We start from the raw sequence: 19,966 nt of genomic DNA on the forward strand, positions 1-19,966 counted from the left end.
AAATGAAAGAGCAACTCGCAAATTATATCAAAAGTATTATAACGGTTACCGAGGAAGAGCTGGTTGTAATTCTTTCTTACTTTAAATCTTCAACCGCAGAGAAGAATGAACTATTAGTGGTTCATGGGCAAACCAACCAACGAAGTTTTTTTGTTGGTTCCGGTTGTTTGCGAATCTATTTTATTACTGAAGATGGACAGGAAGCGACACGATATTTAGCGTTCGAAAATAATTTTGCAACAGCATTATGCAGTTTTATTTCAAACGAGCCGTCTTTAGAATTTATTCAGGCGTTAGAGCCAACGGAACTGTTATACATTTCGAGTAGCGATTTTTATTATCTATTGGAAGTTATTCCGGCTTGGGAGAAGTTCTATCGTTATTATTTAGAAAAAGCATATGTAAATAATACCAATAGACTCATGTCTTTTCTTACTCTTGATGCAACAGAAAGATACAAACAGCTAATGAGTATAAATCCCCAAATTATTCAGCGTTTATCCAATCGAATAGTAGCAACTTACCTGAATATTTCACAAGAAACATTAAGTAGACTAAAATCTAAGCGTTACTAAATTTTTACAAGATTATTGTGTGTGCGTGTCCGGCTGAGCGAAGTCGAAGCCCTTCTTTAATGAGAAAGCCTTCGACTCCGCTCAGGCTGACTGTCGTATCCAAAATGTTTTTTTGGGAATACGTAAAAAAGCGCACAAAAAAACCGCCAGTCTTTCGAAAGGCGGTTTTTGTTTTTTATTCTGAAATAACATTTCCTTTTTTATCATAGAAATGGTATTCTAAGTACGTGTAAGCGTCACGAGGTATGATTTTCACCCATTTCTTATGTTCAAAAAACCATTTTGAACGTAATGATGGAAAACCTTTACTGAGGTATGCAGCCACAAACGGATGTACATTAAGCACAACTTTTTTGTGGGTTTTTAGAATTCTATCTAAATCAGATGAGATTTTATCAATGATTAAAATTGGCGCTTCAATTTCGCCATGTTCATTGTTTGGATCTTCTTCTCTGGTTTTAATATTAACTTCTGGTCTTACGCGTTGTCTGGTAATCTGAACTAATCCAAATTTACTAGGCGGTAAGATTTTATGCTTTGCTTTATCGTCGCTCATTTCTTCTCGCAAGAAGTCGAACAAAACCTTCCTGTTTTCTGGATTAGACATATCGATAAAATCAACTACGATTATTCCGCCCATATCACGCAAACGAAGTTGTCTGGCAATTTCGGCGGCGGCAATCATATTCACTTCCATGGCAGTGTCTTCCTGGTTGGTTGCTTTATTTGAACGATTTCCGCTGTTTACGTCTATAACGTGAAGAGCTTCAGTGTGTTCGATAATAAGATAAGCACCTTTACTCATGGAGACGGTTCTTCCAAAAGAAGTTTTGATTTGTCTCTCTATATTGTATTTCTCAAAAATTGGAGTGTCATTTGATTGATAAAACTTAACAATCGATTGTTTTGAAGGTGCAATTTCTTGCAGATATTCCTTCGTTTGATGGTACAACTCTTCATCATCTATTTGAATACCACTAAAGGTATCGTTGAAAACGTCTCTTAATATTGAAGAAGCTCTGTTGAGTTCTCCTAATACTTTTGAGGGATGATGAGCAGTTGGTAATTTTTTACACATTGCAGTCCATCTGCCAAGCAGGTTCTGCAAATCTTTTTCTAATTCGGCTACGTTTTTGCCTTCGGCTACTGTGCGAACAATAACACCAAATCCTTTAGGTTTGATCGATAGAACAAGTTTTTTTAGACGATCCTTTTCCTTTTTATCTTCTATTTTTTGAGAAATAGAAACACGGTCAGAAAACGGAACGAGAACAATAAATCTTCCTGCCAGTGAAAGCTCAGCGCTTATCCTTGGGCCTTTGGTCGATATAGGTTCTTTTACAACTTGAACTAAAACAGATTGATTGGCACTTAAAATATCAGTAATGATGCCATCTTTGTCAATCTCTTTTTCAAACTGAAAGGTTTTTAGGGAGAAATCTTTTATTTTACCTGCGCTTACAAGTTTTATGAATTTCAGTTGGGAAGCTAAGTTTGGACCTAAGTCGTGATAATGTAAAAAAGCGTCTTTTTCGAAGCCTACATTTACAAAAGCAGCATTAAGTCCGGCAACTGGTTTTCGGATTTTAGCAATAAAAATATCACCAACCTGAAAGTTGCTTTTCTCTTCTTCTTTGTGTAATTCAATTAGTTTTCCATCTTTTAATAAGGCAAAATCTACGGCTTCAGAACTAGATCTAATGATTAATTCTTTATTCACACTGTAAATTTTTATCTGTTTTTTCAGAAAATAGAGTATAGAGAAAAGAGCATAGACTTTAAGAAAAATCTAAAATCTAAAATCTAAGATCTAAAATCTTATTTACAGATGGATTAAACAATATTTTTAACAGGTATTGAACCCGGGGGAATTTTTGTAAGCAGTTAGCAGTAGCAGTTAACAGTTTTAGGCTGCAAACTGTGACTGTTTACTGAGACTCAATTCCAATTTCAATGAACGTTTAAAAAGAAAAAAGTAGTTTAAAACTACTTTTTCTTCTTGTGACGGTTAGCTCTCGCTCTTTTTTTACGTTTGTGAGTAGCTACCTTATGTCTCTTTCTTTTTTTACCACTTGGCATATCGTGTCGATTTTATAATTAATTAATAGTATTACTTTGCTTCGTTATTTGTTTTTACTCCTTCTACAAAAACTTTTGCAGGTTTAAACGCAGGAATATTGTGTGCTGGAATTTTGATAGTGGTGTTCTTAGAAATGTTTCTACCAGTTTTTTCAGCTCTTGTTTTTACAATAAAACTTCCAAAACCTCTTAGGTAAACATTGTCTCCAGTTTCTAGTGAAGTTTTAACTTCTTCCATAAAAGTTTCAACTGTTGCTTGAACATCTCCTTTTTCAAGACCTAGTTTCTCCGAAATTTTCGCTACGATATCTGCTTTCGTCATTTTCTTTCCTATTTTATTTTATAAATGGTGTACTATTTTTTTGAGTTTGCAAATATAAGAATTAAAAAAATAATTAATCAAGCTAAATCGTTAAATTTTAATTACATAAACATTTACTTTTGTATTCTAAGTATTTTGCAATGAATTTTTCTAACGTGTTGATAAAATGGTATTTACAAAACAAACGTGATTTGCCATGGCGTAAAACGACCAATCCATACCATATTTGGCTCTCAGAAATTATGTTGCAACAGACTCGAGTTGCGCAAGGAACACCTTACTTTTTTGCTTTTACGAAGGAATTTCCTACTGTATTTGATTTGGCAAATGCTTCAGAAGAGCAGGTTTTAAAACTTTGGCAGGGGTTAGGGTATTATTCACGTGCCCGAAATTTGCATAAAACAGCTCAATATGTTGCCAACGAGCTCAACGGTGTTTTTCCTCCTAACTATAAAGAACTTTTAAAATTAAAGGGTGTTGGAGAATATACAGCCGCAGCGATTGCCTCCTTTTCTTATAATGAGACTGTTCCTGTAGTTGATGGAAATGTATTCAGAGTGCTTTCTCGTTATTTTGATATTGAATCTGATATTGCTTCGCCTGCAACTAAAAAAGAGTTTACAGAACTGGCTTATGAATTAATGCCAAAGGATAACCCGGCTATTTTTAATCAGGCGATAATGGAGTTCGGAGCTTTACAATGCGTGCCTAAAAGCCCTGATTGTACGATATGTGACTTTAATGATAGCTGTGCGGCATTGCAAAAGAAAAAGGTAGCCGTTTTGCCGGTTAAGTCTAAGAAAGTTAAGGTAACTAATCGTTTCTTTAATTATCTCATTGTAGAAGACGCTTTAGGGAATACCATACTTCAAAAAAGAACGGCAAAAGGAATCTGGCACAATCTGTATGAATTTCCGCTTTTGGAAACGGATAAAATTGTAGACTTTGATGTGGTTTCGAAAGCAGTCATAGACACTGTTTTTTCATCGTATACAATTATAGGTATAGAAGATTATGCAGAAAGTACTGTTATTCATAAACTTTCGCACCAACATCTGCACATACAGTTCTGGAAGGTTAAAATTGAGGGTTTAATAGAAAACGGCTTGAAATCCAGTGATTTAAATGTTTTTCCTTTTCCAATTGTGATTCATAATTTTCTGGAAAAGCAGGAAATAATTTGCTAAAATAATGTATCTTTGGGATAAATACCACTAACAAACTATGAACGGAACATTAAATAAAGTGATGTTAATCGGCCATTTAGGCGACGATGTAAAAATGCATTATTTTGAGGGAGGAAACTGCATCGGGCGTTTTCAATTGGCTACAAACGAAGTTTATATCAATAAAACGACCAATGAAAAAATAACTTCAACCGAATGGCACAATTTAGTTGTGCGTAATAAAGCGGCCGAAATTTGCGAAAAATATTTGTCGAAAGGAGACAAGATATTTATTGAAGGACGTATAAAATCACGTCAATGGCAAGCCGAAGATGGTACTACAAAATATACCACAGAAATTCAGGTGACTGAGTTTACTTTCTTGAATACCAAAAAAGAAACCGGAAATCATAAACCTAATCAAGACAGTGAGTCACCAAAAAACACTAACTTTGACGCAGCAAATGAAGGCTTACCTATAAATGATTTGCCTTTTTGAATGTATAACTAATTCTTTTTAATTTGGACCCGGAGCCCAGTTTGTTTCTTAATACGACAGTAGACATCAATTTGATAATTGGTTTTGTCGGAATATTTATTTTGCTGTTTTTATCAGCGATAGTTTCAGGTGCCGAAGTGGCACTTTTCTCTTTGTCTCAAAAAGATATCGACGATACCTTGCAGGAGAATCATTCAAAAGGAAAAATTATCTCCAGACTTTTAGACAGGCCTAAGAAACTTCTCGCGACTTTATTAGTTGCCAATAATCTTTTTAATATCGCGACTGTTATTCTGTTTTCCTTTACAGGCCGGAATATTTTTGGAGCCATAGAGTCTCCGGCTCTTAAGTTTATTCTCGAGATTGTTTTGGTTACTTCGCTAATCTTGCTGTTCGGGGAAGTACTCCCTAAAGTTTATGCGAGCCGTAACAATGTAAAATTTGCAAAACGTACCGCCTATCCATTGGCAGTATTAGATAAATTACTCACACCAATCAGTTTGCCGATGCGGAGTGTTACGCTATATTTGCATCATAAATTAGGGAAGCAGAAGAATAGTTTTTCTGTAAATCAGCTTTCTCAAGCCTTGGAATTGACAGATTCAGAAGGTACATCAACAGAAGAGCAAAAAATACTGGAAGGGATCGTGTCTTTTGGTAATACTGATACCAAGCAGGTAATGAGCCCGAGAATTGATATTTTTGCTTTAGAAATGTCAGAACCTTTTTCCGGGATTTGTCCTAAAATAATAGAAAAAGGCTTTTCGAGAATTCCGGTGTATCGCGACAATATAGACCAGATAGAAGGCGTTTTGTTTGTCAAGGATTTGTTGCCGCATATTGATAAGGAAGAATTTGACTGGACCTCTTTAATCAGAAAAGCATTTTTTGTTCCGGAGAACAAGAAACTGGATAATTTACTGAAGGATTTTCAGAGCCTTAAAAGCCATTTAGCGATAGTGGTGGATGAATATGGCGGAACGTCAGGATTAGTTTCTCTGGAAGACGTTATTGAGGAGATTGTAGGGGATATCAGTGACGAGTTTGACGACGAGAATCTGAATTTCTCTCAGATAGATGAAAAGAATTTTCTTTTTGAAGGAAAAATTAATCTCAAGGATTTTTACAGAATCGTAGAGGTTAATGAAGAAATCTTTGAATCTCATAAAGGTGAAGCCGAGACATTGGCCGGATTCATTTTAGAGATTTTGGGGAATTTCCCTAAAAAAGATCAAAAAGTAGCGTTCGAAAACTGTGTTTTTACTATAGAAACAGTTGATAAGAAGCGTATAAAACAAATAAAAGTAACAATAGATTAAGAATGCTAAAAAAGACCATTTCACTAGCAACAATTTTACTGACATTGACTGTTTTAAGTTGTAAAGATGATGTAGTGCCAAAACCTGCCGGTTTCCTTCGTTTGGACTATCCTGAAGCCAAATATGTAGGTTTTGAAAACAATTGCCCTTTTACTTTTGAAATGAATGAAGCGGCCGTAATCAAAGGAGAGAAAAATTGCGGATTTGCAATTACCTATCCAAAAATGAAAGCTACGATTTACCTTACTTATAAACCGGTACATGGAGATATAGTGAAATTGCTCAAAGATGCTCAGAAGTTAACCTACGAGCATGTTATTAAGGCAGATGATATTTTAGAACAGCCCTATTTAAACCCTCAAAAAAAGGTTTACGGAATGTTTTACCGCGTAGACGGAAATGCCGCTACAAACTCACAATTTTACGTTACAGACAGTACAAAACACTTTATTACAGGATCGGTTTATTTTTATGCGAAGCCTAATTTCGATTCGGTTATGCCGGCCGCAAGTTACATCAGAAATGATATGCAAAGGCTAATGGAAACGTTAAAGTGGAAATAAAAGATACACTCAATTTTATACTGCCCTCAAAAAGTTGGACGCTATTTGGGGGCATTTTATTTGAAAACCTTTTTTGGGTTTTTAAAGATCGAATTTTGGATCAATCCGTAAACCTGTGAACTGAGAAAATTTACGATCAGGTATAAAAATTGCGGATGAAGCGGGCTGAAAGCCCAAAAGAAAAACGAGCATAGTGCAACGCACTATGAACTAAATAAATTGGGAGTATTGCCCTGAAGGGGCAAAAGCAGATTTATGCGATATTGATTTCAAATTTTATTTTCCACAACTCAGGAAGCTGAAAAAGCATCATTTATAAACTGTTGAAGTCCTGCTTCTTCGAGGATCTCAATCGAGAATTCTCCAAAACGTTTCGGAAGCCATATAATTCTAACGCCACTTGGAGAGTTAAGGCTTTCTCGTGACAGCGCATTTCCGTTTTCATCCTCTGGCTGTACGCCTGAATTGATCAATTCATCAAAAGCGGCTTCGATATCGGGAGTGGAATAGCAGTGACGATAAATTGTTCCTTCGCCTTTTGTCTCCAGTAAATTTTTTAGATTTCCGGAAAAAGGCTGTACCAGCATAAACCGTTCCTGACCAATTCTTACAACGGCATATACAACGTGTAACTCATCTCTCTCCCAGGTGAATTTTTTTGAGATCTCTGCTCCGAGGATCTTCGCGTAATAGTCGCAGGCTGATTGCAGATCGTTAACTAAAATGTCTATGTGGCTAAATTTAAGTTCCATTGTTTTTTAGGGCTGTATTGAAATGATTCATAAAAAAAAAACAGTAGCAAGCCTGAGTTTACTACTGTTAAATATTTTTTTTGTCAGTCTTTTTAGAACTGAACAATCGTCAAATTACGATTTAATATCTAAAACTTTATAGGTTTTGCCGTCTCCGGTTGCCTGAACTGTCTTGGTTAAATTTTCCTGGTTTTGAACCGTTTTGTCAAATACAACAGTAGCTGTTTTTTTCTCAAAATCAACCGTTGCTTTTTCTACACCGTCAAGATTCGATAATTCTTTTTCGATTGTTTTGGCACATCCCATTGCACAAGTCATTCCTTCGATTTTAAAACTTGAAGTCTGTACATTTTCAGCAGCAATTGCTTTGTGTTCTTTTGGAGCTGATTCTATATTTTTTATGTTAGCCAGGTTTTTATCTTCTTCTTTTTTGCAGCTTACCAGTACTAAACCTGCAATAGCAATTGAAGCTATGATTCTTGTAAATTTCATATTTTTAAGATTTTAATTTGCGAAAAAATGTTCTTTGCAAAATTAGTAAAAAGGAAGAGGTCAATTCGTAAAATTATTACAAATTTGCACTAAAATACGTTTTATGGATGCAAAACAATTAAAGTGGGCCTATTTATTGGTGCTTTCACTAATCTGGGGAAGTTCTTTTATCCTCATCAAAAGAGGTTTGGTTGGACTCACAGCAGTTCAGGTAGGTTCGTTCCGGATTATTTTTGCAGCCTTGTTTTTATTGATTGTTGGATTCAGAAGTTTAAAAAAAATCTCCCGCCGTCAATGGAAATTTGTCGCCATAACGTCTTTCTTCGGAACTTTTATACCGGCTTTTCTTTTTGCTATTGCCGAAACTGAAGTTGACAGTTCAATCGTAGCCATTATGAACTCGCTTACCCCTTTAAACACATTGGTTTTAGGGATACTTATTTTCGGAATTCAATTTCAAAAAAGACAAGTTTTAGGCGTTTTTATTGGTTTGGTGGGGTGTTTATTGCTGGTTTTAAGCGGAGCATCTTCGCATCCGGGACAAAATTACTATTATGTGATTCTGGTGGTTATCGCAACGCTTAGTTATGCAATAAATGTCAACTTAATTAAAAAATACTTATCCGATTTAAATTCGCTCAGCATCACAACCGGAAATTTTGCGGTATTGCTTATTCCTGCTTTGCTCATTCTGAGTACGACCGATTTTCCGCAAAGAATGAACCTTGAAGTTACACAACATTCTATTTTGTTTGTCATGATTTTAGGGGTTCTTGGAACCGGAATCGCGAATGTTTTGTTTTTTAAATTAATCCAAATTTCATCACCTGTATTTGCAACTTCGGTAACGTATTTAATTCCGATTGTGGCATTTTTCTGGGGACTTTTGGATAACGAAATGCTGACACCAATTCAGTTTTTTGGTGCTTTTATAATTTTGATTGGAGTATATTTATCGGCTAAGAAGTAACCCTGGCTGTGAAATGTTGTTTGTAAGAGGTTAAATGTAATTTGACTTTATGCAAATGTTATCCTGAGCGAAATCGAAGGGTCTGTCAATTGGGAAGGGGCTTCGACTTCGCTCAGCCGGACAAAGCTTTGACTTCGTTTGATCTGACAAAGCTTTGACTCCGTTTGGTCTGACAAAGCTTTGGCTTCGTGCGGACTGACAAAGGCTTGTCTCAAAGTTGTCATTTCGACGGAGGAGAAATCTTTGTAAGTAACTCCGTAACAAGAATCTAATGAAAACGATTGTCGCTCTGAGCGAAGTCGAAGAGCGTGTCAATTTAAGTGGGCTTCGACTTCGCTCAGCCGGACAAAGCTTTGACTTCGCTGTGTTTAGCAAAAAAAGAAAAGGCTTAGTCAAAGTTTTAAACTTTGACTAAGCCTCAAAAAATCTTAGTACCTCAGTACCTTAGTGCCTTATATTCTAAGCATCTTACAAGAAATCTGCTTCAGAAACTCCTTCGTTAATCTTAATATCAGACATTTTGATATCTAACTCAAAACCTACATTCTGAACGATATTGAAAGGGATTTTAACTCCTTTTACGTCTTTATAATCGTTGAAGTTGGTAATTTGCGTTGCTGATTTTCCGCCTTGTTCACGAACTTTTGATTCAGCAAGTTTCAATCCTGATGCAACGTCATAGAAATAAGTTGTTTTACCGTCTTTGATAGCGTAGGCATCTTTACCGTTTATTGGTTCGATACTTTCTACTTTTAAATCGGTTCTTTTTACAAGTTGAAGTTCTTCAAATGGAGCAGCGCTGGCTTTCATTTCGGCAAGATCATTCCCTTCAAGGTTTTTACGTTGCCCTTGTTGCTCGATATAAGCGCCTTTATCATTTACAACCTGTTTCATTAAATTCATTGGTCCCATCGCAAGAGATACCATCATTTTTCCTTTTGAATCTAATTTAGAAATAAAAGTCAATGGGGAAGGAGCTTGAGGAATAGTAGTAGATCCTGTCATCGAAAGTGTTTTTACGGTAGCAACTACTTTTTCTCCACCAATTGCTTTAAGGTAGTTTTCGAAAACAGTTTTGGCAGTAATTCCCGCTGGAACTTCTTTTTTAGTTACTGGTTTTTCAACTGGATTTCCGTATTTATCGAAATAGAAAATCGGAATTTGAAGTTTTTCTAAACCTGTTAGTACATCAGATCCTTTTCCGGCAATTACGATTCGCATATTGTCCAGCATGAAATATTTGTTGGCAACACGATAAATATCATCGGCAGTAACGCTGTTGATTGTTTGAATGTATTTTTCGTAGAAATCGGCCGGAAGTTTTTCTGTTTCAATGTTTAAAGCATATCGTGCAACAGTTTGTGGTTTTTCAACCTGCATTACAAAACGTCCAATATATCCCGCTTTTACATTTTTTAAAATATCTTCAGAAACTTTTTCAGTTCTGATTCTTTTGATTTCTTTTACGAATTCTACCACTGCACTATCAGTAACCGTGTTTCTAACGGCAGAAGATGCTTTAAATTTGGTTACATATTTCCCTCCGTCGATACTTGATCTTGCGCCATACGTCCAACCGTGTTTTTCACGTAAATTCATGTTCAGGTAACTGTTGAAATCACCACCTAAAATTTGATTTGCAATCACAGCAGGGAAGAAATCAGGATCGCTCATTCTCAAATTCACCGTATTCACCAATGAAATTTCAGATTGAACGGCATTTGGAACGTCAACAAAATCAATTTGAAGTTTAGCAGCATTTTCAGGAGCCGGATAGGTGTTTTTTGGTGTAGCTTGTTTTTTCCAGCCGCTAAAAAGTTTTTCTACAGCCGCTTTCGTTTCTTTAAATTTAACATCACCTATGATTACCAAATAAGCATTTTCAGGAACAAAATAGGTAGTATAATTAGACTGAACATCAGCAAGAGTCACATTTTTCACTGTTCCTTCTGAAAGATATTCTCCAAATGGGTGGTTTTTTCCAAACGCCAAAACGTCAACAACTCTGCTGGCAATTGCCGGAACACTTTTTTCGTCGGCTTTAAGTCCTTCGATTAATTTTGCTTTTTCTTTATCAAATTCTGATTGTGTGAAATTGGGCTGTAAAGCTCCTTCAGCTAAAAGCTCCAGAACACGTCCTGAATATTTGGAAAGTGAACTTCCGGAAGCTCCTGAAGAAGAAAAATTAATATTTGCTCCGTAAAAGTCGATTTCTTCGTTAAAAGCTTCTTTTGTTATTTTTTTTGTTCCGTTACCAATTAAGGCACTAGTTAATTCGTCAACCCCTTTTTTGTTTCCTTCGGCAAAAGGAGCGTTGTCAAGGGTTAGAGTAAAACTTACTCTTGGTAATTTATGATTTTCAACCACCAAAACTTTCATCCCGTTCGCCAAAACAAAAGTTTGTGGCTTTTTGATGTTGACTACAGGAGAATTGCCTGGTTTTGGTTGTGGACGGTCTTGTGCTTGCATAATTCCAGTTAGGAATAAAAGTATTAAAAATGTATGTATTTTTTTCATGATTCGATGACTTAGTTTTGAGCTTTAGTTGAAGGGATATAGTCTAAAATTAAACGCTGGTTAGGGTTTAGGTATTTTTTTGCTACTTCTCTGATCTCTTCTCTGGTGATAGAGTGATAAAGGTCGATCTCAGTATTTATCAAATTAACATCTCCGTAAAGCAGATAGAAAGAAGCCAGATTTTCAGCTATTCCTTCTACTGTTGAATTGGCATTCACAAAATTATTATCGAATTTGTTTTGTAATTTTTGATAATCTTTTTCAGAAATTAAGTCCGTTTGAATTTTTACAATTTCTTCGTCCATTTCTTTTAAGATGTCGGCTGTTGTATTAGGAGCCATTGGCAAGCCGTATAAAATGTACATTCCGTAATCTTCCTGACTAAATCCTACTGCTCCAATCTGAAGCGCCATTTTCTTGTCGTCTACAATTTTTTTGTACAGTTTAGAGCTTTTTCCATCACTTAAGTAAGAAGAAATCAAATCCAGAACTCTCGCATCTCTGGTTTTCATCGATGGTGTTCTGTACGAAGCAACTACCATTGGAATCTGAATGTTCGGATCTTCGTAAGTGGCTTTTATGGTCTGATTGATTGGTTCTTCTACGTAAGTTTGTTTTTTTAATTCTTCTCCTTTTGGAATTGGAGCAAAATATTTCTGAATCCATTCTTTCGTTTTTGCTTTGTCAAAATCACCTGCCACCACTAAAACAGCATTGTTTGGGGTGTAGAATTTTTTATTAAAAGCCTGAAATTCTTCAAGAGTTGCGGCATCCAGATCCTTCATGGAACCAATAGTGGTCCAGCGGTACGGGTGTTTTTTGAACATGTTCTCTTTTACAACCGGCAAGATGTTTCCATATGGCTGATTGTCATAACGCAGTCTTTTTTCTTCCTTAACCACTTCGTTTTGAGTGTCAACTCCAATTTTATTGATAATCGGATGCATTAATCTTTCCGATTCCATCCATAAGCCAAGTTCTAAGTTGTTTGAAGGTAAAACTTCATAGTAATAGGTTCTGTCGTCAGTAGTGTTGGCGTTGTTTACACCTCCATTAGCAGTAACGATCTTCATCCATTCACCACGTTTAATATTTTTAGTTCCTTCAAATAATAAATGTTCAAAGAAATGTGCAAAACCTGTTCGGTCCGGACGTTCGTCTTTTGATCCTACATGGTACATAACCGAGGTAATCACAACCGGAGCAGAAGGATCATTGTGTAAAATGACGTGCATACCGTTGTCTAAATTGTATTCTTCAAAAGCTACCTTTTGAGCATGAGCCACTCCGCCGAGCATTAGTGCCGCACTTAACATAATGATTGAATTTTTCATAAAGATTAATAAATTTATATTACCTAATAAATAGGTAGTCAAGAGTTGATTATCGTTACACCAAAAATAGTTTTTTTTAGCCAGCATTTAGGAATACGAGGGGAAAATGATTAAGTTTTAACAGTATTTTACTTCTAAATAGCTTTTTTGGGGTGCAGAAATGTCTTGAAAAACAGACGTAAAGCCGAAATAAATATTTTTGAAGTAAGGGATTGCACAGTAAATTATTAGTTGTATATTTGCAACCTTAAAAATCAATAAATCAATTTGGTATGTATGCAATCGTAGAGATAGCAGGGCAACAATTTAAAGTAAGCAAAGACTTAAAGGTTTATGTTCACCGTTTGGCTAACGAAGAAGGTTCAAAAGTTTCTTTTGACAAAGTTCTTTTATTAGACGATAATGGAAATGTAACTTTAGGCGCCCCAGCTATAGAAGGTGCTTCAGTAGAAGCTAAAGTGTTACAACACTTAAAAGGAGACAAAGTTATCGTTTTCAAAAAGAAAAGAAGAAAAGGATACAAAAAGAGAAATGGTCACAGACAATATCTTACTCAAATTGTAATTGAAGGTATTACTGCAGCTGGTGGAACTAAAAAAGCAGCAGCTAAAAAAGCGGTTGTAGCTGAAGAAGTATCTGCTGAAGCAGAAGCTCCAAAAGCAAAAAAAGCAGCTCCAAAAGCAAAAAAAGAAGCTACTAAAGAATAATAACAATATTTAAACTCATACGTCATGGCTCACAAGAAAGGTGTCGGTAGTTCGAAGAATGGTAGAGAATCAGAATCAAAACGTCTAGGCGTTAAGATTTTTGGTGGTCAAGCTGCTATTGCTGGGAACATCATCGTTAGACAAAGAGGTTCAAAACACAATCCAGGTGAAAATGTTTACATCAGTAAAGATCACACACTACACGCAAGAGTAGCAGGAGTTGTTAAGTTCCAAAAGAAAAAAGATAACAAATCTTATGTATCTATCCTTCCATTCGAAGCATAATCATTAGATTACTTATTACAAAAACCCGTTCATCTTTGGTGAACGGGTTTTTTTGTGGGATGATGAAAGGTTAAGTTTCAGGTTTCAGGTTCCAAGTTCCAAGTTTCAAGTTTCAAGTTTCAGGTTTTGAGTTCCAAGTTCCAAGTTTCAGGTTTCAGGTTTTGAGTTTTAGATTTAAGTCTAAGATTTATAATTGACATCACGATGTCCGGCTGAGCGAAGTCGAAGCCCTTGCTCAGTCGGACTCGGATCTGTTTTTTAGAGCAACTACTTTTGTTTATTTGATAGTATTGCGGGTAAAATATAATCTTGTACAATGGTATTAGCTTGTGCGTGCCCATAAGGTTTGTTGTATGCTTTTGAGGTAATGATTACTACAAGCGGAAGATTTTTGAAAATCATAAACTCATTTCCTCCATTACCAGCGCAATAATAGGTTTCGTAAGGAGTATTTTTAAAAGTGAAAGTTTTGTTCCAAAATAAGTAACCATAGAATTCATTTTGTCTTTCCGGAATTTGAATTTGGTGCGTAAGGGTTTTTTGAACCCAATCGGCAGTTAAGATTTGTTTGTCCTTCCAGAGACCGTTATTTTGATACAACTGTGCATATTTTGCGTAATCCAGAGAAGTCATTTGAAGGCTTCCGGCGGTATTCGCTACTTTTTGAGGAGTATATTGCCATTGGTAATGAGTAATGTTTAAAGGCTTAAAAAGTTTTTCATCGGCATATTTTTCTAATCCGTCCGGAACGGATTTATGGATTATATCGCCTAATAAAACAACTCCGGCTGTAAAATAATCCCATTGACCGCCATTGGTTTTGGATTTGTCCATAGGTAAGTCTAAAGTGAATTTTACCCAATTATCGCTAGGATACATGTTTTCTTCGTTCCCGGGAGAATCACTATTTTGATCGGATCCTTCAAAAGCAGCACTCATGGTGAGTAAATCTTTTATTTTTACATTGTCTTTTTTGGAATCGTAATTTGCAAAACTCTTTAAATCATAGAATTGGTCTAATGTCTGATTTTCGTTTTTAAGATAGCCGTCGTTTATGGCAATTCCGACTAAGGTTGATGCAAAAGATTTTCCTGCCGATCGGGTGTCGTGCAATGTGTTTCTGTTAGATTCATTAAAATATTCTTCAAGCAGTAGTTTTTTATCGTAGACGACAACGATACTTGTGATTTCCTTCAAATTGTAGCTGGCAATAGCAGCATTGAGTTTTTCAATTTTCTTCTTGTCAAAAGTAAAATTCGAAACTTCCCAGTCACTGTTAGGTTGGATAGGCTGAACTTCGATTTGTTTGGCGGTTAGCTTTGGAGCTTTTAGGATAAGCTGAACTTCTCCCTTTGCAATTAAATCGCCAGTTTTAATCTCATTATTTTTATCGGATTTAAGGTAAGGGCGAATTTCTATTTTTAGTTTGTGCTTGCCGTTGGTTAGGGCTTTTTCTCCGCCATTAAGTTTGAATCTTTCCCATAAATAAATAGACCACCAGTCTTCTTTTTTAGTACTGGTTAAAGGGACTCTAAAGGTTGTCGAAGTGTTTTTACTGCCTGCTGATCCAAAACTGCATCCGTAGTTAAGGTTTTCGGTGTAGAGGAGTTTATTATCGATGTAAAAGGCAAACTGAAGGTTTCCGGTTGTTAAAAGTTGATCTGCGGATAATTCAGGATTTAATTGGTGCAGGTAGTTGATGACGGAGTTGTTCATAAAAACTCTGATGTTCAGATCAGATTTGTAGGTTAGCTCAAAAGATTTCAGAATATCAGATTCTTTATACTGCTCCAGAGGAATGTTGCCCTTCATAAAAGTAACTTTACCAATGTTGTTTTTATGCAGTTCGGTTGTAATCTCATCGGGTTTGAACAGATTATTGTTTTGTGCCGAAACTATGCCGTTGCAAAATAGCAGGGCAAGTAAAAGAAAGTGTTTTGTCATTTGATTGATTATAAGATTGAAAGGCAAAGTTAGTCTGCAATAAATTCTAAAAATTGTACAGGATTAACATCTGACTCATTTTTGGAACAGTATTTTTTTGTGTTCGGAAGGATTCAGACCGTTAATTTCTCTAAAGGATCGGGTCAGGTGACTTTGGTCAGAGAAGCCACATTCGTACGCGATTTCGGTTAAGGACTTGCTTTGAAGGGCAATGAGTGAGAGTGCTTTTTCTACTTTTAATTTTCGCATGTACTCTCCCAGGTTGCAATGAAAATACTTTGAAAAATCTCTTGAAAGGTGAATAGGGTGAATGCCTAATATTTTAGATAAATAATCAAGTGTAATGGTTTCGGTAAGCTGATCGTGAAGGATTTCATCAATCATTGTGACCCATTTCGGATTTTTATGTTTGATGGATTCAAAATCACCATTTAGTTTTGATAAGATTTCAATTAACAGGGTTTGTGTAGAAAGGTCAAAATGAAAATCATCAATTTTAGTCGCTCTGAAAATTTTATACATCAAAAGTTTGATGTCGGGGTTTAAGACAGTTGTGCTTCCTTGGAGGTTGTTGCTGTTTAAGGTGAGGTCGTCAAACCATTTTTTTTCAATTTCAAGATGAAAACCTCTGGTAAAGCCTTCCGGTTTAATGTTGTAGTGAGGTTCTTGCCAGTTATGAAACAAGAGGCTTCCAGGAGCGCAATTGTAAATCTCTTTTTTATTCCCTTCAATTACATTGCCCTGCAGGATAAAGGTAAAATAAGCATGCTCATGATAATGCCAGTCTACTGTAGGGTGTGTATATACGGTATCAGTCAACGTTATTCCTTCAAGAGAAATCGTTTTGTTGGTCTGGCCGTAAAACTCTCCTTTTTTAGATTGTTTCATGAGTGCGTTGGTTGCTGTTCAAAACTATAAATATAATTTGATTTAAAACAAAAAAACCTGCTCATTATGAACAGGTTTTCTGGTTTTATTCTTCAGTATCTTTTGTTTCTTCTAAATTTTGAGATTTTCTTCCCACTTTTATTTTTGGATTATCCTGAGTTCCGGTAATGGTTAACGGAATTCCAAAAATTCCTAACGGCGGAAGACCCAGACGCATTTTCAGGTTTAGTTTTCCGTCCAGACTTGTGGTACCTTCGATTCTTGGACGGAAGCCTGCAAACTTAAACTTAAAGCGTTCTACCGTCATGATGTTGTTTTTGATGGTAGTTTTAATGTCCACCTTCGACAGATCCGGATTTTTGATCGACTCTGTATTGGTTTGTTTGCTTACTGCGCTAAACATTTTCAATCCGCGAACTTTTACATCTTTTATCGAAAGTGTTCCTCCGCCTGCAAGCGATGGATAAACCGGTTCCATTTTACTGTTTAAACGGCCTTTTAATTGGTAGTCTAAAGAAACAATTCCTTGTGCTTTTTCGGCAGCGCTTGCCATTTTTCTAAAAACTTCAATTTCGTTGTAGGCTTTTTTGATGTCAAAGTCAGAGGCTTTAATCGCATAGTCAAAATTGGCTTTTTTAGGAGTTATTGCCTGATAATTAGCATTCATGCTAACATCGCAGCCAATTAGATTGAAACCGGTATTCTGCATGTTCAGTTTGCCTTTGTTCATGCTTAGATTTCCAACAGCATTTAAAAGATTCAATTTGTCAAAATTTACTTTTTGAGCGTTGGCTGTAAACTGCAGATTCAAATTGGCCGGAATAATAATTACACCGGTTTGAGCTGGCTGAGCCTGAGGCTTGGTCTCTGTTGTGGTTGCTGTAGCAGCAGTATTTGTTGTAGTACTCGACATAAATTCGTCCACATTGATATATCGTGAAGTCGATTTAAATGAGCCTTTTAAAACACCGGTATTGGTAGTAGCATAATTGAAAACGTTCTGCAGGTAACCATTTAACCTGAAGTCAGATTGACCGTAGGCTGCCAAAAAGTTATTGAAGGACATTTTATCCTGATTGATTTTGAAAATACCTTCTTTGATGATGAATTTCTTCGGAAGATATTCAGAAGTTATTCCAATATTTCTAAGTTCAAGTGTTCCTTTGTTGTACAGCTTACGATAATTTCCTTTCTCGGCATCGCTTTGTTTTCCTTTTAAAACCAAATCGGCTTTTACGAAACCGTCCAGGTCAAGTCCTTGCTGAGAGAAAACTTTGTAGATTTTGTTCACGTCCAGTTCTCCTTTGGCTTTGATGTTGTAAGCCAAATCATTAAAATTGCTAAGATCGGCTTCTACAAAAACAGGTTTTCCTTCAAAAGTAAACTGAGCAGGTTTTAGGTTTATTTTTAAATCACCAAAAGTCCCTTTAGGGTTCTCAATCTTAGATTTGATGGTGATGTCTGTGATCGGATTTGGGTAATAAGGTGTTTTTAGGTAACCGTTTACCAAGTCAATAGTTCCGTTGGTAACGGGAAGAAGTTTGTTTTTTAAGTCAAATTTCCCATTAGCTTTTACGTCTCCTGCCAGATTTCCTTTTAAAACGATATTCGGAATTCCAAGTGCCTGCATTAATTTTCCAAGATCAATTTTGGCCTTAAAATCAGCATTAATATCCGGAGTGTTTATGCCTTTGACGTAGAATTTTGATTTCAGATAGTCCTGCTTGATGTTTAAAGACAGATTTTTGGCATCAACAATTAGCAGATCCGGATTTAAAGACGGAACTTTTGTTTTGATTTCTAAATTTAAATTGGAAACCGGAAAAGCACTTTTGTTATAATTGACAAATCCGCTGTCTATTTTTACATCCAGATTAAGATCCGGTGCAATGTTCTGTGCGGCAATATAGTCTCCTTTTAAAGTTAAAAGCAGGTTGGTATTCCCTTTTAATTCTGTTTTCGACAGCCAGGTAATGTATTTTGGAGGGAAGGCGGTAAAAACATCGTGTAAATCACTGTTGTCTGATTTGATCACAAAATCCATATTATAGCCGTCTTTCAGGAAGTCGAATTTCCCTATAAAGTCGACCACAAGATCATTTATTTTAAGGTTATTCTGTTGGAAATAAAAAGACAGGGAGTTGACGTTGACTTTTGTAATCAGATCAGCGTTCACTTTTTTATTCATTAAATAAGGTTCATTTTCATAAACAATATTCAATTTTTCAATTTTTGCTTTCGAATACAAATCGAAAACGGCTTTGTTCAAATCTCCTTTTCCTAAATAATCAAATCCGAACGCATCAAAATGGATTTTGGTTGATTTGTCATCGTAAACAATTTTACTGTTTAAGATTTCAATTCGTTCCAGTTTTAAAGCGGTTTCAGTACTGTCTTTAGGAGTTTCAGTCTGAGAATTCGACTTGTAAATATTGTAATTGGCTTCTCCTTCTTCATTTACTTTTACATTGATAAAGGAATCTGACAAATAAATCTGATCGATTTTTACCTCTTTGCTGAAAACCAGACTGGCTACATTGATACCAAAAGAAACTTCTTTTGCAGTGATGAATTTTTCTTTTGTATAAGGAGCTGATCCGTTAAGGTGTAAATCGCTTAAGGTTAAAGTAAGCGAGGGGAAATGTTGAAAAAACGAAACCGAAACATCAGAATAATTCAATTCTGCACTCAGCTTTTCGTTAGCGGTTTTTTTAATTTGTTCCTTGATTTGATCTTCAAAAATAATGGGAGTAAGGAATAGTAGTCCTATAATGACAACAAAGGTAATCCCAAGGTATTTGGCCGTTTTTAGTAAAATGGTCTTTATTTTATTTGTAGACATAACAAGTTGTGGTATTTATAGGTAAAAAATGAAAATCGAGTTTAAAAGAATATTATCCGTGTACGGTTTCACTTTTTCCGTAGTTGGTAATAATTGAACCTTCAAATTCAATCCATTCTTTCCAGCGTTTATCAATATCGATATTGTCGGTATATTTTCGTGCAAAACCTAAAAATGTGGTATAATGACCGGCTTCTGAAATCATTAAGTCACGATAGAATTTAGCCAGTTCTTCGTCTTTTATGTTTTCAGAAAGTACTTTAAAACGCTCACAGCTTCTGGCTTCTATCATAGCCGAAAACAACAGGCGGTCGCAAAGAGCGTCTCTGCGGCTTCCGTCTTTTTTCATAAATTTAAAAAGCTCATTTACATAGTGATCTTTTCGTTCACGCCCTAAGGTTAAGCCTCTTTTTTTGATAATATCATGCACCATTTGTAAGTGCTCGAGCTCTTCTCTGGCGATTACAAGCATTTCGGTAACCAATTCTTCCAGTTCAGAATTGTAAGTCACTAAGCTGATGGCATTTGAAGCTGCTTTTTGCTCGCACCACGCATGATCCGTCAAAATCTCTTCGATATTTGATTCTACTATATTTACCCAGCGTGGGTCTGTGGCTAATTTTAATCCTAACATAATTGATTCCGAAATTTGTATTCTGCAAAATTACTCATTTTTATGACCAAAAAACAGGAAATACGATGTGAATACGCT

18 protein-coding genes are annotated in these 19,966 nt (G+C 35.8%); 8 read left to right on the forward strand and 10 right to left on the reverse strand.

Annotation, left to right across the window (positions count from 1 at the left end; all coding sequences use genetic code 11):
- Positions 1-2: 2 nt before the first annotated feature.
- Positions 3-575, forward strand: coding sequence for a Crp/Fnr family transcriptional regulator (locus tag OLM58_RS09860; protein WP_070905856.1), 573 nt, complete (start codon positions 3-5; stop codon positions 573-575).
- A 175-nt stretch (positions 576-750) separates the two neighbouring features.
- Here the strand turns inward: OLM58_RS09860 and OLM58_RS09865 are convergent, their stop codons facing one another.
- Positions 751-2,295 (reverse strand): ribonuclease E/G, encoded by a 1,545-nt coding sequence (locus OLM58_RS09865; RefSeq protein ID WP_017497253.1) that lies wholly within the window; start codon positions 2,293-2,295, stop codon positions 751-753.
- 390 nt (positions 2,296-2,685) lie between these two features.
- On the reverse strand, positions 2,686-2,976 hold the full coding sequence (locus OLM58_RS09870) for an HU family DNA-binding protein (RefSeq protein WP_007805026.1): 291 nt from the start codon (positions 2,974-2,976) through the stop codon (positions 2,686-2,688).
- A 140-nt stretch (positions 2,977-3,116) separates the two neighbouring features.
- Here OLM58_RS09870 and mutY point away from each other — a divergent pair, with 140 nt between their 5' ends.
- Genes mutY through gldD form a run of 4 tightly spaced genes read left to right on the forward strand, consistent with a single transcriptional unit; the run spans position 3,117 to position 6,523 of the window.
- Positions 3,117-4,163, forward strand: coding sequence for an A/G-specific adenine glycosylase (mutY, locus tag OLM58_RS09875; protein WP_264532148.1), 1,047 nt, complete (start codon positions 3,117-3,119; stop codon positions 4,161-4,163).
- Between the two features lie 37 nt (positions 4,164-4,200).
- Positions 4,201-4,641, forward strand: coding sequence for a single-stranded DNA-binding protein (locus OLM58_RS09880; protein WP_017497251.1), 441 nt, complete (start codon positions 4,201-4,203; stop codon positions 4,639-4,641).
- Between the two features lie 23 nt (positions 4,642-4,664).
- Positions 4,665-5,960: a gliding motility-associated protein GldE gene (locus tag OLM58_RS09885; protein WP_264532149.1), complete on the forward strand. Its 1,296-nt coding sequence runs from the start codon at positions 4,665-4,667 to the stop codon at positions 5,958-5,960.
- Positions 5,961-5,962: 2 nt separating this feature from the next.
- Positions 5,963-6,523, forward strand: coding sequence for a gliding motility lipoprotein GldD (gene gldD, locus OLM58_RS09890; RefSeq protein ID WP_264532150.1), 561 nt, complete (start codon positions 5,963-5,965; stop codon positions 6,521-6,523).
- Positions 6,524-6,813: 290 nt separating this feature from the next.
- On the opposite strand, the gene OLM58_RS09895 is transcribed toward gldD, so the two are convergent.
- Together OLM58_RS09895 and OLM58_RS09900 are read right to left on the reverse strand one after the other, a co-directional pair.
- A complete protein-coding gene (locus OLM58_RS09895; protein WP_264532151.1) occupies positions 6,814-7,275 on the reverse strand; it encodes a VOC family protein in 462 nt (153 codons plus the stop codon).
- 114 nt (positions 7,276-7,389) lie between these two features.
- Complete coding sequence (locus tag OLM58_RS09900) at positions 7,390-7,767, reverse strand: heavy-metal-associated domain-containing protein (protein WP_017497247.1); 378 nt, start codon at positions 7,765-7,767, stop codon at positions 7,390-7,392.
- Positions 7,768-7,870: 103 nt separating this feature from the next.
- On the opposite strand from OLM58_RS09900, the gene OLM58_RS09905 reads away from it, so the two are divergent.
- A complete protein-coding gene (locus OLM58_RS09905; RefSeq protein ID WP_017497246.1) occupies positions 7,871-8,737 on the forward strand; it encodes a DMT family transporter in 867 nt (288 codons plus the stop codon).
- Between the two features lie 468 nt (positions 8,738-9,205).
- Here OLM58_RS09905 and OLM58_RS09910 read toward each other — a convergent pair whose 3' ends face one another.
- Both OLM58_RS09910 and OLM58_RS09915 read right to left on the reverse strand, forming a co-directional pair.
- Positions 9,206-11,254, reverse strand: a complete 2,049-nt coding sequence (locus OLM58_RS09910) for a M16 family metallopeptidase (protein ID WP_264532152.1) — start codon at positions 11,252-11,254, stop codon at positions 9,206-9,208.
- 11 nt (positions 11,255-11,265) lie between these two features.
- Positions 11,266-12,588, reverse strand: coding sequence for a M16 family metallopeptidase (locus OLM58_RS09915; RefSeq protein ID WP_017497243.1), 1,323 nt, complete (start codon positions 12,586-12,588; stop codon positions 11,266-11,268).
- A gap of 272 nt (positions 12,589-12,860) precedes the next feature.
- Here OLM58_RS09915 and rplU point away from each other — a divergent pair, with 272 nt between their 5' ends.
- Both rplU and rpmA read left to right on the forward strand, forming a co-directional pair.
- Positions 12,861-13,295, forward strand: coding sequence for a 50S ribosomal protein L21 (gene rplU, locus OLM58_RS09920; RefSeq protein WP_070905843.1), 435 nt, complete (start codon positions 12,861-12,863; stop codon positions 13,293-13,295).
- A gap of 24 nt (positions 13,296-13,319) precedes the next feature.
- Positions 13,320-13,580, forward strand: coding sequence for a 50S ribosomal protein L27 (gene rpmA / locus OLM58_RS09925; RefSeq protein WP_017497241.1), 261 nt, complete (start codon positions 13,320-13,322; stop codon positions 13,578-13,580).
- A 267-nt stretch (positions 13,581-13,847) separates the two neighbouring features.
- Here rpmA and OLM58_RS09930 read toward each other — a convergent pair whose 3' ends face one another.
- From OLM58_RS09930 to OLM58_RS09945, 4 genes are all read right to left on the reverse strand, one after another.
- Positions 13,848-15,524 (reverse strand): serine hydrolase domain-containing protein, encoded by a 1,677-nt coding sequence (locus tag OLM58_RS09930; RefSeq protein ID WP_264532153.1) that lies wholly within the window; start codon positions 15,522-15,524, stop codon positions 13,848-13,850.
- A 75-nt stretch (positions 15,525-15,599) separates the two neighbouring features.
- Positions 15,600-16,412 (reverse strand): helix-turn-helix domain-containing protein, encoded by an 813-nt coding sequence (locus OLM58_RS09935; protein WP_264532154.1) that lies wholly within the window; start codon positions 16,410-16,412, stop codon positions 15,600-15,602.
- Positions 16,413-16,497: 85 nt separating this feature from the next.
- Positions 16,498-19,254, reverse strand: coding sequence for an AsmA-like C-terminal region-containing protein (locus OLM58_RS09940; protein WP_264532155.1), 2,757 nt, complete (start codon positions 19,252-19,254; stop codon positions 16,498-16,500).
- 52 nt (positions 19,255-19,306) lie between these two features.
- Positions 19,307-19,888, reverse strand: a complete 582-nt coding sequence (locus OLM58_RS09945) for a tRNA-(ms[2]io[6]A)-hydroxylase (RefSeq protein ID WP_017497237.1) — start codon at positions 19,886-19,888, stop codon at positions 19,307-19,309.
- Between the last annotated feature and the right edge of the window lie 78 nt (positions 19,889-19,966).

This window comes from Flavobacterium sp. N502540, assembly GCF_025947365.1.
In the GTDB taxonomy this organism is placed as follows: domain Bacteria; phylum Bacteroidota; class Bacteroidia; order Flavobacteriales; family Flavobacteriaceae; genus Flavobacterium.